Here is a 12,859-nt window from a genome sequence, read left to right on the forward strand (position 1 = left end):
TCTTGCGAGATTTTCTGCTGTCTTTGCTCTTCATACGAACGCATCGTTTTCCTCTCTCCATTCGGTTCAGCCCTTCCGTAAGCTGTTGCAACAGCCTACGTACTATGGCTTCTGCTGACTCCTGCGGATTCAGCACAACTTCTCAGTTGTGGTTACGAAGTTACTTCGCTTTTTTTTCCGCAGGCCTCCCCAGATAAGAACGTCATCTTTCTGCCCGCAACCACTGGGGTTTACAGAGTTAGCCTTTGGCGACTTCGGATTTCGCCATGACATGGTGGCTCATCCGACTAACCCTGCCTCTAACCCAGTTCGTGTACCTTGGCTCGTGCATTTGCCTCCAGCTTCCTTCGGATTCCACCTCGCGATGGACACCCTTGCTCTTGGCTAACGGTAGGCGTTCGCCAGCCCCCGTTCGGGACTTTCACCCTAGAGATGACGCCCATGCTGGGCGTACATGAGAAAGCCGCCAGTCTCCCATGGAGCTGGCGGCTTTTTCGGTATAATACTTCGTAGAGCTTAACTGAAGTCTGCTAATCCTTCCCTTTTCCATTCCCGTGCTCTTTACCCGGTCCTTTGTCTGGTTTATTATCAGGACCTTTATCCGGCTTCTTATCCGGTCCTTTACCTGGCCCCTTGTCAGGCCCTTTGCCGGACTCCTTCTCCGGTTTATCCGCCGGTTCCTCCGCCCCCACAACGGGCATATCAAACAGAACAACAGGAGCTTGAGCTAGCGCCCGCCCCATCATCTCGCGAAATAAAACAGCCGGCACAGCCCCGCCGGAAGTCGTTAAGTAATGGGTTTTGTCCGTTCGGTCATAACCGACCCAAACGGCCGCCGTCAGCTCTGGTGTGTAACCCACGAACCAGGCATCCTTAGCGCTGCCGCTGCTTATCCCCTCGAACTCCTTCGTCTGCGGCAGCTGTGTGGTACCCGATTTCCCGGCAACAGGGCGGTTCATCGACGCATTTTTCCCTGTCCCTTCCCTTACAGCGACTTGAAGCATCGAGGTCATGGCATAAGCTGTCTCAGGCTTCATTACCTGTACACTCTGCGGTGCAGCTTGTATGAGCAAATGGCCTGTGCTAGTCTCTATTTTCGTGATGGTGTGCGCTTCGTGATAATTCCCTTTAGCGGCGAACGCACTGAAGCCCTGCGCCATTTGGAGCGGTGAGACCCCCTCCGACAGTCCACCCAGCGCGATGCCGAGCTGACGGTCTTGAGCGGGCAGCGTGATACCCAGCGATTTGGCAAATTGCAGTCCGCGGTCAATGCCGACCTCATGCAGCAGCCACACGGCCGGCACGTTCCAGGAAGACACGATCGCCTCCTGCATCGTTACCTGCCCGCGCGATTGATGATCCCAGTCTTGGGGCTGATACCCCTCAATGTTGAGTGGCCCATCATACAATGTGGAAAAGGGCTGATAGCCTTGCTCCAGCGCAGGACCGTATACGACAATTGGCTTAAAAGTCGATCCCGGCTGCCGCTTCAACTGCGTAGCATGACTGAAACCTCGGAAGACGCTTTCCCCCCGTCCCCCTGCCAAAGCGCGGATACCGCCAGTCCGCTGGTCGACAATGACCGCGCCGCTCTGGATGAGCTGATCCGGCTTACTTTCAGGAAAGAGACTGTCATCCTTATAAACTTCCGTTACCGCATTTTGCACGGTAGGATCCAGCTCTGTTGTAATACGTAGGCCGCCTGTTAGCAGCTGCTCTTCCGTGAAACCGTATAGGCGAACGGCTTCACTTATAACCGCATCGACATAAGCGGGATATTTGCCTTTCAGATCATTGCTTTTATCCGACTTCATAACACCGATTGGTGCCGCCTTTGCACTTTCGTACGCTTGCGGCGTAATCTTTCCTTCATCGCGCATTAACACCAGCACCGTGTTCCTGCGTTCAAGTGCGTGCGCTTCATCCTGAAAGGGCGAGTACAGGCTCGGCGCCTTCGGCAGTGCGGCAAGCACCGCTGCTTCAGGCAGCGTTAAGTCTTGTACATTTTTATTAAAATAGGTCCTAGCCGCCCCTTGAACCCCCCAGCTGCCTTCCCCAAAATAAATACTGTTCAAATACATCTCCAGAATTTCATCTTTGCTATAGGTCGTATCAATTTTGATCGCGTATGCTGCCTCGCGTAATTTTCTCCCCAGAGTTTTGTCTGCATTGAGAAAAAGGTTCCGCGCCAATTGCTGAGTAATCGTACTTGCGCCTTCCGAATAGCTGCCTCGCATCACATCGCGGGCTACTGCACGGAAAATAGACTGAAGATCAATGCCGGTATGCTCATAAAATCTCCGATCCTCCACAGCCACAACGGCATCCGTAAGCACCTTGGGCATCTGCGATATCGGTACCGGATCGATTTTTGAAGAAGACAACTGCGCCGCCGGTTTACCGTTCTTATCTAGCACGAGCGTAGCCTCGGGCAGCGGCTGATTTAATTTCGACACATCGAGCCCGCGAATGTATGAATAACAAGCTGCGAATACGGCTACACCGCCAGCCATCAGCGTGGCCAGGCTTATTAGCCAGAATCTCTTACTTGTCCACAATCGTTTAATCATCTTACCTTCCCCCTTATGTTCGCTATAGATATTCGTCCTCTTTCCAGAGTTAGCGACGCATAAGTGAGTCCAATTCATGTCAATTTTGAGCAAAATAAAACGCGCCCTCCCCTTACGGAGAAAACGCGTTTACTTACTCATGCGATCGAGGTCGGCGCTCCAAAAACAGAGGTATACCCGCTAATCCCGCTCAGGATTCGCTCGGCCTCTTCATCCTTCATGGCACCGTAACGTTCGACGGCGTCCACGATTTTCGGGAACAAATGAACGTCCCCTGCGCTAGCGAACCCGCAAATACCAGGGAACGATAGCACAAAATGCACACAGGCATCAATCACCTGCTGCTGATCAAACGGCTCGTACCACGTCGCATAAGGACGCTCCTGCCCTTCAGCCCACGGCGCCTTGGCGATGGCTTTAATGACCCGCACCGCCACCTGCTGCTTGCCCGCCTCTTCCATCAATGCATCGAAAGCCTCGCGATAATCCGGCAAGCTGTACATATAATAGTTCAGTGGCAGCAGCACCGTAGCGAAGGGAAATCTATGTAACGCTTCCAAATGAACTTTAGGCGCATCATGCCCATGTCCCGTAATGCCAATTTCCTTCACGATACCCTCAGCCTTTGCTTCCAAAGCCGCTTCCAAGGCACCGCCTTTTTCTGTGCAGCGGTCCAGTTCTTCCATCGAACCTACGGCATGCAGCTGAAGCAAGTCAACGGAATCCACTTTCATTCGTTCCAAAGAACGGTAAATCTCTTCCTTCGCTTCCTTTTTCGATCTTTGCCCTGTTTTCGTTGCTAGAAAAATCTCTCCACGTACTTGGCTAATGGTAGGCCCCATGCGCAACTCAGCATCGCCATAGCTGGCGGCTGTATCGAAATGGTTCACCCCATGCTGCAGGGCATAAGCAATTGACGCATCCGCTTCCTCCTGCTTGACATTGCCGAGACTTGCGGCTCCAAACATAACGACTGAGCTTTCGTAATTCAAACGACCTATGGTTCGTTTCAACATTGGATGAAGCGCCCCTTCCTTAGTGTTCTTGCTCTCTATAACCATATCATTTCCAGAACCAAGAATACAATCACCTTCCTCCTGTAAACAAAAAAGCTCCTGGATGCAAGCATCCAAGAGCGTCAATCAGCAACTCCAGTTAATAGGTTGCTCCTTGCAGAAACTTCACTCTTTCCCCCATAGGAGGAATTTCGTTCCCGTCCACGACCACTTCTACAACAACCGGCTCCCCATGGGATAGCCATTCACTCACATGTTCACTCTGCAATTGATCCAGCGATGTAATCTCAGCATGGCGCAGTCCAAGAGATATCGCAATTCCTGCGATGCTTACGCGCTCTTGTGAGAAATCATCGAGGCAGCGTTTGTACTGCAGCATGTGTCCATGATAAACCATACCCAAGCGGGCATTATTGATGACGACAAAAAGAATCGGAAGCTGATACTCTTTCGCTGTCAGTACTTCCATACCATGCATGAAGAAGCAGCCGTCGCCTGTTATACAAATCGTTGGCCTGCTCGGCTCTGCTAGTTGAGCGCCGATAACTCCGCCAAGTCCGGAGCCCATACCTCCGAAATTAATGTCGATATCGAATTCTTGGCCGCTTTCGATCAACACATTTTGAATAGAGTAGGTCATGAATTCCCCGATATCCAGGAAGAATCGTGCATCTTTCGGTGCTGCAGCACTTAGTCCGCGGATGGCAGACCGTGTATTCCACTTTTCCTCGCCAGGCTCGGCTGCTGCTGCAGCCTCTGCCAAACCAGCGAAAGCATCGCTGACAGCTGCTTCATCCTTCTGTCCATCTGCCGACAGCTGTTCAAGCAGCTCCGCGATAACCAACTTGATTTCGCCATGCACCGGGTAATGAGTCTCGTACACCTTCCCCAGCTCATTAGCGTCATAATCGATGTGAATCAGCTCACGGCCTGCAACCAAACGCGGCTCCCAGTTACTTGTCGCCAGCTCGCCAAGGCTTGACCCAATGATCAGCAGCACTTCGTGGTTGCCGCCATTCAAATACTCGCTTGCCTTCCAGTTGGCTGAAAGGCCATATCCCCCTAGCGACAGCGGGTGATTCTCCGGGAACGCTCCCTTACCGCGTGGTGTGGTCGCAACGCCCCAACCCAGCGTTTCAGCAAATTGCACGATGCTGTCCGATGCTGTTTTTGCTCCATTTCCGAGCAAAATGGCTCCCTTGGAGCCTGCCGCCTTTATTCGCTGTGCAGCCGCTTTGGCAGCCGCCAAATCTATAACGGGTTGTTCCACGGCAGGCAGCACCGGAAGTTCTCTTTCTCCGATATCCTTCATCTGGATGTCAATCGGAATCGCCAGATGAACAGGACCCGGCACACCGCTAATCGCTGTGTGATAAGCTTCTGCCAGAATCTCCGGCAGTTCATGCGGATCCAGCACCGTGCGGCTCATCTTCGTGATGGAAGCAAAGATCGGCTCCGCATACAACTCTTGCGCACCGCCCTTGCCCAGCTTCGTCGATGGAACCGAGCCCGTTATGAAAATAACGGGCAGCTTCTGTTTCCAGGCATTCGCAGTCGGCGTTACCAGATTCGTCGCTCCTGGGCCGCTGGAAGCTACGCATAGTGATGGAATACCGGTAATTCTGGTATAAGAACCCGCCATATAACCGGAGCTGTTCTCATGTTTGGCTACTATCGGTTTAAGCTCTGGGATATCCAGCAGGGCATCATAAATAGCATTGATCGAACCCGCCGGAATACCGAATACATACTTTACTCCTTGCTGCACAAGAAATCTCAATCCTACTTCAATCGCCCGCATCTTCGTTACTCCTTTCCAATAGGTAATGTAAATTTAAATGCCGAACCTTGGCCTTCACTGCTTTCGAACCAAATGCGGCCGCCGTGCAGCTCGATCAGTTGTTTGGAAATCGCAAGACCAAGGCCTGTCCCATTGATTTGATTATTTGCCTGATAGAACTTGGTAAAGATATTTTTCTGCTTTTCAAAAGGAATCCCGATCCCGTTATCCTGCACCTCAACCGTGAGCAAGCTATCCTCGAATTTCGTTTTTATCGTAATTACACCCAGTGGAGGCGTAAATTTGATCGCATTGGAAAGTAAATTAAGCAGAATTTGCAGAATGCGTTGTTTATCAACTCGGACGACGGTATCCTTATCCACTTCGGTTTCAACAACCAGGATCAATTTCTTTTTATTAATAAGCGACTGTACGATATGAACCGATTCCTTAACAATTTCATTGAAGTCCGCTTCGGTGTAAAGGAGCTCAAATTTCCCGTTTTCCATTTTGGCAAAATCGAGCAGTTCATTCACTTGATCCAGCAATCGGTCGATGGACTTAGCCGCAATATCCAGCAAATCCTTCTGCGAATCGTTGAGATCGCCAAGAATGCCTTTTCCCAGAATATCAACAGATCCTTTAACCGCTGTAATCGGCGTACGCAGCTCATGCGACAGTGTCGCTATGAAATCGCTTTTGAGCTCGTTCAAGTGCTCCAATTCCCGCACAAGCCCCTCTAACTTGAAGTTAGCTTGCTGCAGCTCTATGGAGCGCTCGTGCACGGAATGGTCCAGTGTTTCGGTATGCTGCGCATTGGATAATGCCGTTGCCGTCGCATCCGAGATGGATTGGCAGAACTCCAGAATGCTGGCTTCATATTTCCGCTGCTTCCCGATCGACGGGATCGCCACGACGCCGTATACCGAGCCTTTGGCTACCAGCGGGAATACCATGATACTTTTAATGTCAAAAGAAACGAACGCTTTATGATTTGGCCGTGGGTCTGCGTAAACATCCTCAATGGCTGCCGCTTTTTTCTCCGTGATGACTTCATACAACAGCCGATCGTTTTCGATCGTTAATTTGACCTCGCGATGTTTCACCTTCCATTCATCCATCGTCACGTTCTCTGAGGACAACTGATAAGGCTCAATCGTATGTTCTTTTTCATTGTATAAATGAATTCCAATATCCTTCGATCCGCTTGCTTTGCGCATGTAGTAGAAAAACGTGTTCAGTACATCTTTGACAGATAACGATTCGGACAATGCTTTCGTCGCATCAAGAAGAAGCTGCTGCTTTTCCATAAGCAATTGACGCTGCTCAAACATCCGGATATTGCGAATGGCTACACTGGCCATATTAACAAAGGCTTCCGTGACTTCCATCTGCTCTGGCGTAATATTCATTGGTTTACCGAAATCATGAACGAAGACTAGACCAAACACCTCATTATCGACGATGACTGGAATACCGAGGATGGATTTAATTTTCAGCAATTGTCTTTTGGACTGATCCAAACGCAGATCTATACTCGTATCAGAAATGTAGTCACTGGATTGATTTCGTAAAATATCTCTTACAAATTCATCCTCTTTCGGATCAATTAACAATTCTGTGATATCAACAGGTAATTTATTGCCTTTATATCCTTTGAACGTACCATCGGGCTGCTTCAGGAAAAAACCAACCAGATCTGCTTGCGTTATCTCGCCGGCGATCGCATCTACGAAAACCTGCAAAATTTCCGACAGCTCAAACTGTGAATTGATAACTTTTGTCATTTGAAACAATTTCTGAAAACTCATAAGCTCCATGACCATGCTTTCCTCATTCTCCTTTGTCTAACGAATCTTTATTTGATGTCTTCCACTGTTTTTGGCTCCGAGTAGTGCGGCATCCGCTTGTGTAATAATTTGCTCAAAACAGGTCGGATCGAAATTATTGGTTAATCCAATACTTACGGAAAACTCTTGCATCTTATTAGGCGCCAGGCTTACCTTTAAGCTATCTACATCCTTAATAATGCTGTTGGCTATTTCAACACAATTCGCTTCATTATGAAGCAGAACCAGATATTCATCTCCGCCATACCGAAACGCTAAGTCGTGATCGCTTGAAACTTTAGACTGTATGATTGCAGCAACTTCCCGCAATACTTGATCGCCAACCAAATGGCCGAAATTATCGTTAATATCTTTAAAATAGTCCATATCCACCATCATAGCAGCCTGGAATTTCTTAGTTCCCTCACTGATCATCCGGATCGTAATATCTAAATAAGCTCGATTATATAGACCGGTTAATGCGTCTACGTAGACCAACTTGGCCAGTTGTTTATTGTCTTTCTTCAAGTTCTTAATCTTGGCTTTTTGATGAAGGGCGATCTCAACTTTCCGTTCCAGCACATCCAAATCAAAAGGCTTTGTTAAGTAATCAACCGCTCCTAGGCGCAATCCCTGTAAAATGTCTTCTTTCTGCGCATTGGCCGATAAGAAAATAATGGGTGTGTCAAAATCAGGTTCCGAAATCAAGCTTTTACATATTTCAAACCCTGTAATTTCCGGCATCATCACATCGAGCAAAATCAGATCAGGCATCACTTCTTTGACCATCGCCTGCGCTTCTGTACCATCTTCAACGGTAAAAATTTCATAATGTAACGAATTCAAAAATATACGCAGTATATTTAAGTTATGAGGTTCATCATCGATGATAAGAATACGACCGCTCATTCATTTATCCCATCTTTCATTACGATAATAGTTTTGAGTCCACTAACCATTCATTTGCATTTGCTCATCGATGATGCTTAAGAAGATCCGTACCAATTTCTCGTCAAATTGTTTGCCCGCATGAGTAAGCAGCTGTTCTCTTACCTCATGAACGTGAAGCGAGTTCCGGTAAACTCTCGTGGATGTCATCGCGTCGAACGCATCGGCGATACTTACAATCCGTACCAGATAAGGGATGTCCGATCCGCTCAATTGATCCGGGTACCCCCGTCCATCCATCCGCTCGTGATGCCACCTTACCATCGGCAATAGATGTTCCACATCCTGCAGTTCCTTCAACAATTCAAACCCGATCACAGGATGTTGGCGGATGACATTAAACTCTTCGTCCGTTAAACGGCCAGGCTTCATGAGAATATGATCGGGAATAGCTAACTTCCCTACATCGTGAAGCAAAGCGCCCAGTTTCAAAGTTTCCAACTCGGTTTCGCTGACACCAGCCTTCGCGCCAAGCAGCGTAGAATAGAAAGCAACATTATAGCAATGATCAACTGTAAAACTGTCTTTCACTCTTAATGTGTTAAAAAGACTTTCGTAAGCCTGCTGCTTAAGCACCTGCTTGCGGAATTGAATCTTTTTAATCAACTGCTCCATATGTAATTTGATGAGATTGCATAACTGCAATTGATCGTCTTTCAACTGAGTATCCGAAGGAAATGAGAATAGTAGGGCACCGTACGAAGGGCCGTGCTTTATGTGGAATCCATAAATACATTCGTATCTGGATTTTAGAAGGTGATCGCGAAGCATTCCATCTGCCTCATACACCGACAAACGGGAACCTTCTGGCATTTGGGAAAAAAATTGTGTGTGAAGGACTATGTACTTTAACTGCTCCATGACTGCTGTACTAATATTTACGGAATAAGAAGCTGGGGTAATCTGATGTTTCTCATCCATTAGAAAAAGAGAGATATGTTCACAGCCTATTGATTTTTTGGCGATATCATTCAATTGGCCGATCGATTCGAAGATGGAATCAGAATTTATCACATTCTTGAAAAACAATGAATTCTGCATAGATGTTACCTCTTATTCTTCTCAAGTAGACTGCCCCGACATTTTAATTAGTACTAGTTCTTCTTATTAAGGAGAATCTCCTCTATTATAAATAATTTTTTCCATAATTTTAATATTTTTTTACTAGAATAGTTATAATTTCACACGTTATGAGTGTTTGCGCGAGAGACATTCGTCGATTTGTGTCAAAGCAAATAGGGCGCCACTTCGCAAACTGGATGGGACTTTCGACACATGATGTCACTACCCTCTATGATGTAGTATGTAACAACACTTTTTCCATGGTAAAGTATGGATATTAAGGGAATGGCGCTGATGGATATTTTGATGTATATTTCATGTATATTAAAAGAGAGAAGTGAATGGGATGGCGATCTATATCGCGTTATTGCGTGGCATTAATGTGGGTGGGAAAAATATCATCAAAATGGCTGAGCTTCGAAAAACATTGGAGCAAATTGGGCTGCTTCGTGTTCAGACCTATATTCAGAGCGGCAATGTACTGTTCGAATCGGATGCGGATGAAGAATCGCTGCGCAAGCTGATTGAGAATGAGATTGACCGCGTCTTTCATATCTCTTTAGCCGTGATTTTGAGAACTGCGGAGGAACTGAATTTCATAGCCGCCAATTGCCCGTACACGGCCGACGAAATCTCCGAAGCGGAATCTATGTCCGATGCCGAAAGCCTTTACGTAGCCTTCCTCCCTAAAGAGCCGTCCAAAGAAAGCTTAGCTCGTCTTGAGGTGTTCCAAACCGTGGATGACCAGCTGCGAGCAAAAGGAAGAGAAATCTATCTGCTGTATCGACACAGCATTCTAAAATCCAAGCTCGCCAATAACCTGCCGAAGCTTGATGTTCCTGCTACCGTGCGCAATTGGAAAACGCTAAGTAAGCTTGTTGCCTTAGCCAATGAAATGACTGCTACTACGCAACGATAACACAGAAAACATAAAAAGAAGCATAATCTCCCAGTCTATCTACTGATCGATTATACTTCTTTTTGTTTGATCGGGACGACACGATTTGAACATGCGACCCCCTGCTCCCAAAGCAGGTGCTCTACCAAGCTGAGCTACGTCCCGATACTGCTATGTATGTTACATGTAAAAATGGCGCGCCCTGAGAGATTCGAACTCCCGACCTTTTGATTCGTAGTCAAATACTCTATCCAGCTGAGCTAAGGGCGCTTAAAATATGGAGCGGAAGACGGGGATCGAACCCGCGACCCTCGCCTTGGCAAGGCGATGCTCTACCGCTGAGCCACTTCCGCAAGTAGGTGTTTCATGCCGCTTCTTTAAAAGCGACAAGTAGTAATATAACAGGATTCTTTACAAAAAGCAAATAATTTGTTTAATTATTTTTCGCCAGTTTTTACCTGTAGTTTTTTATACGAAGAGGAGGGAATATGTGGAAGCATCGTTTTTTGATCAGAACGTCAAGGTTGCACAAGGTATCATCTTCGAAGAAAAGGTGGCGGTATACACGGAGCATGAATTTCATATGCATGCCGCTTTGGAGGTCAGTATAGCCCTTGATAGTACAATGAAATATCCGATTGGCGACGAGTGGTATTATGCCGATCCTGGCGATATCCTTTTGCTGCGCCCGTTCGAACCGCACTGGAACTTAACACGGGAGGAAGGGAAACCTAGCCGTTGGATCATGCTTCTCTTCTCACCTGATTACGTTGCCTTCATTCCTGGCGGATACAGCTTGCTAGTCCCTTTTTACACGATGAACACGTCCCAGGTAATCCCCGCAGCATCGCCATACGCACAGTCGATCATACGGCTTGCTAAGGAGGCCCTGCAGGAGCAGAAGCAAGATCAGCCAGGCTGGGAGCTCCAGCAGATGACGTTATTCATTCAAATCCTTGTCCAAATTCAAAGGTACTACCATTCGTTAGAGCAATCGCTCGCGGCTCCCTCCCTATCCGGCGTCATAGCAGCCATAGAGCATCTCATCACCCACTGGTCTGAGGAAGTGGACGTAGACTTACTTATCCAAAGGTCTGATCTAAAAAAGACCTGGTTCTATACTAAATTCAGAGAATTGACAGGCTCTTCTCCTAATGAATTTATCATTCGGCTTCGCCTTCAGTATGCAGCTCATATGCTGATGCATACGCATGAATCCATCACTGATATTGCCCTCGCCTGCGGCTTCAGCACCCCTAGCTACTTCAACAAGGTATTCAAAGAACATCGGGGAATGACGCCAAGCGTATACCGCAGACAGGCAGCAACATCATCCAGTATCACAACTAAGGTTGATTAAAAAGAGGGCATTATCCTTTGGCGTATCCGGACAAAAGGACACGGTCCTCAAGCCGTTTGCCCGACTGGGCGTACCGGCAGCTTGCCGCCGCGACTTGGAAGGCATAGGCGCGTCTGGGCTTATCCGTGTTATTCTTCTTGCTGTGGTGCAGCGTCTCACGATGGAAGAACACAGCATCGCCAGGGACTAATGGTGGACAAGCCACACCATTCTCCGGCTCTGCAGCGCGCTTATGGCCAGGCTCTGTATTGATATTTGGCTGCCGCCCAAGTAAATGTGATCCCGGGGCCAGCCACAAGCCTGCGTTCTCCTGACTGATATCATCAAGTGCAATAAAACCATTGAGCATGTGACCCAGAATATGTGTGTACTGATTATCTTGATGCCACTCCAATCCATTCCCGTGGGGAGCTACGACTGCATACATCCCCATCCACAGTTTGACTTGATCCCCTAGAATTTGCTCTAAAAGGCTTACAATATCCGGACTCGTCAAAAACCTAGTGGTCTCAGGATATAGTTCCTGCTCAACGGCAATATCGATGATGGCTTTACTTTTCCATTCGCCTGTCCCTTTTTCGTTAGCAAAGGCAGCATTCTCTTCATTGATCGCATCAACCATTTCTTTTGTAAGAAAGCCTCGAGCATAAAAGAACCCTTCTCGATAAAACTGCTCTACCATCTCCTGCGTCAATACAAACCTTGTGACTTGTGTCATATGCCTCAGCCTCCTTTGTAGATATGACTTTATTGTAAATGAGAAAGATGCTTCATTACTTCCAATCGAAGAGGTGAATACTAGTAAATTTGTTCACTTATCTACACAAAGAACGCACAAAAAGCAAAAAGGATTAAGTTAGTGATAACTTAATCCTTTTTGCTAGGTATGCGCGTAGAGGGACTTGAACCCCCACGGTCGCCCGCTAGATCCTAAGTCTAGTGCGTCTGCCAATTCCGCCATACGCGCATGCTGTAAATAAGGCAAATGGTGAGTCATGTAGGATTCGAACCTACGACACCCTGATTAAAAGTCAGGTGCTCTACCAACTGAGCTAATGACTCATAATAATTGGTTGCGGGGGCAGGATTTGAACCTGCGGCCTTCGGGTTATGAGCCCGACGAGCTACCGAGCTGCTCCACCCCGCGTCATTATTTAAAACACCCACAAGGGGTACTGCTTGGCAACGTTCTACTCTCCCAGAACCCTGCGGTTCAAGTACCATCGACGCTGGAGGGCTTAACGGTCGTGTTCGAGATGGGAACGCGTGGGTCCCCTCCGCCATCATCACCAAACAGTCAAAGCGGTTTGCGCCTTGAAAACTAGATACGAAACTTGTGTAAAGTAATTACTATAGGATTTGTGGTTAAGCCCTCGACCGATTAGTATTCGTCAGC

9 protein-coding genes, 6 tRNA genes and 1 rRNA gene are annotated in these 12,859 nt (G+C 47.6%); 2 read left to right on the plus strand and 14 right to left on the minus strand.

The window, feature by feature from the left end; all coding sequences use genetic code 11:
• Positions 1–530 precede the first annotated feature (530 nt).
• The 6 genes from GON05_RS12345 to GON05_RS12370 form a co-directional block, all read right to left on the minus strand.
• Positions 531–2,570, minus strand: coding sequence for a transglycosylase domain-containing protein (locus GON05_RS12345; RefSeq protein WP_246239068.1), 2,040 nt, complete (start codon positions 2,568–2,570; stop codon positions 531–533).
• A gap of 137 nt (positions 2,571–2,707) precedes the next feature.
• On the minus strand, positions 2,708–3,586 hold the full coding sequence (locus GON05_RS12350) for an aldo/keto reductase (RefSeq protein ID WP_157319446.1): 879 nt from the start codon (positions 3,584–3,586) through the stop codon (positions 2,708–2,710).
• A gap of 139 nt (positions 3,587–3,725) precedes the next feature.
• On the minus strand, positions 3,726–5,387 hold the full coding sequence (locus GON05_RS12355) for a thiamine pyrophosphate-binding protein (RefSeq protein ID WP_157319447.1): 1,662 nt from the start codon (positions 5,385–5,387) through the stop codon (positions 3,726–3,728).
• A 5-nt stretch (positions 5,388–5,392) separates the two neighbouring features.
• On the minus strand, positions 5,393–7,192 hold the full coding sequence (locus GON05_RS12360) for a sensor histidine kinase (protein ID WP_127458589.1): 1,800 nt from the start codon (positions 7,190–7,192) through the stop codon (positions 5,393–5,395).
• 21 nt (positions 7,193–7,213) lie between these two features.
• On the minus strand, positions 7,214–8,104 hold the full coding sequence (locus GON05_RS12365) for a GGDEF domain-containing response regulator (protein ID WP_157319448.1): 891 nt from the start codon (positions 8,102–8,104) through the stop codon (positions 7,214–7,216).
• Positions 8,105–8,146: 42 nt separating this feature from the next.
• The gene (locus GON05_RS12370; RefSeq protein WP_157319449.1) at positions 8,147–9,184 is read right to left on the minus strand and encodes an HD-GYP domain-containing protein; all 1,038 of its coding nucleotides are present in this window, start codon (positions 9,182–9,184) and stop codon (positions 8,147–8,149) included.
• Positions 9,185–9,551: 367 nt separating this feature from the next.
• Between GON05_RS12370 and GON05_RS12375 the strand changes: the two genes are divergently transcribed.
• Positions 9,552–10,124, plus strand: coding sequence for a DUF1697 domain-containing protein (locus tag GON05_RS12375; protein ID WP_157319450.1), 573 nt, complete (start codon positions 9,552–9,554; stop codon positions 10,122–10,124).
• Between the two features lie 70 nt (positions 10,125–10,194).
• On the opposite strand, the gene GON05_RS12380 is transcribed toward GON05_RS12375, so the two are convergent.
• From GON05_RS12380 to GON05_RS12390, 3 genes are all read right to left on the minus strand, one after another.
• Positions 10,195–10,268: transfer RNA gene (locus GON05_RS12380), tRNA-Pro, on the minus strand.
• A gap of 28 nt (positions 10,269–10,296) precedes the next feature.
• Positions 10,297–10,373 (minus strand) — tRNA-Arg (locus tag GON05_RS12385).
• 8 nt (positions 10,374–10,381) lie between these two features.
• Positions 10,382–10,456 (minus strand) — tRNA-Gly (locus tag GON05_RS12390).
• Positions 10,457–10,593: 137 nt separating this feature from the next.
• Here GON05_RS12390 and GON05_RS39920 point away from each other — a divergent pair.
• Positions 10,594–11,463 (plus strand): AraC family transcriptional regulator, encoded by an 870-nt coding sequence (locus tag GON05_RS39920; protein ID WP_157319451.1) that lies wholly within the window; start codon positions 10,594–10,596, stop codon positions 11,461–11,463.
• 10 nt (positions 11,464–11,473) lie between these two features.
• Here the strand turns inward: GON05_RS39920 and GON05_RS12400 are convergent, their stop codons facing one another.
• The 5 genes from GON05_RS12400 to rrf all read right to left on the minus strand — a co-directional run bounded on the left by GON05_RS12400 (position 11,474) and on the right by rrf (position 12,757).
• Positions 11,474–12,181 carry a phytanoyl-CoA dioxygenase family protein gene (locus tag GON05_RS12400; protein ID WP_157319452.1) on the minus strand — a complete coding sequence of 236 codons (708 nt, stop codon included), beginning with the start codon at positions 12,179–12,181 and terminating at the stop codon, positions 11,474–11,476.
• A gap of 169 nt (positions 12,182–12,350) precedes the next feature.
• Positions 12,351–12,430, minus strand: a tRNA-Leu gene (locus GON05_RS12405).
• A 19-nt stretch (positions 12,431–12,449) separates the two neighbouring features.
• Positions 12,450–12,525: transfer RNA gene (locus GON05_RS12410), tRNA-Lys, on the minus strand.
• A gap of 8 nt (positions 12,526–12,533) precedes the next feature.
• Positions 12,534–12,610: transfer RNA gene (locus GON05_RS12415), tRNA-Met, on the minus strand.
• A gap of 30 nt (positions 12,611–12,640) precedes the next feature.
• Positions 12,641–12,757 (minus strand): 5S ribosomal RNA (rrf, locus tag GON05_RS12420).
• Positions 12,758–12,859: the final 102 nt, after the last annotated feature.

It is taken from the genome of Paenibacillus anseongensis (genome assembly GCF_009757995.1).
GTDB classification, from domain to species: domain Bacteria; phylum Bacillota; class Bacilli; order Paenibacillales; family NBRC-103111; genus Paenibacillus_E; species Paenibacillus_E chondroitinus.

Coding starts and splice junctions, on each gene's coding strand:
- GON05_RS12355 (WP_157319447.1), bottom strand. CDS start 5,387: ATGCGGGCGATTGAAGTAGGATTGAGATTTCTTGTGCAGCAAGGAGTA.
- GON05_RS12345 (WP_246239068.1), bottom strand. CDS start 2,570: ATGATTAAACGATTGTGGACAAGTAAGAGATTCTGGCTAATAAGCCTG.
- GON05_RS12360 (WP_127458589.1), bottom strand. CDS start 7,192: ATGGTCATGGAGCTTATGAGTTTTCAGAAATTGTTTCAAATGACAAAA.
- GON05_RS12375 (WP_157319450.1), top strand. CDS start 9,552: ATGGCGATCTATATCGCGTTATTGCGTGGCATTAATGTGGGTGGGAAA.
- GON05_RS12400 (WP_157319452.1), bottom strand. CDS start 12,181: ATGACACAAGTCACAAGGTTTGTATTGACGCAGGAGATGGTAGAGCAG.
- GON05_RS12370 (WP_157319449.1), bottom strand. CDS start 9,184: ATGCAGAATTCATTGTTTTTCAAGAATGTGATAAATTCTGATTCCATC.
- GON05_RS12365 (WP_157319448.1), bottom strand. CDS start 8,104: ATGAGCGGTCGTATTCTTATCATCGATGATGAACCTCATAACTTAAAT.
- GON05_RS12350 (WP_157319446.1), bottom strand. CDS start 3,586: ATGTTGAAACGAACCATAGGTCGTTTGAATTACGAAAGCTCAGTCGTT.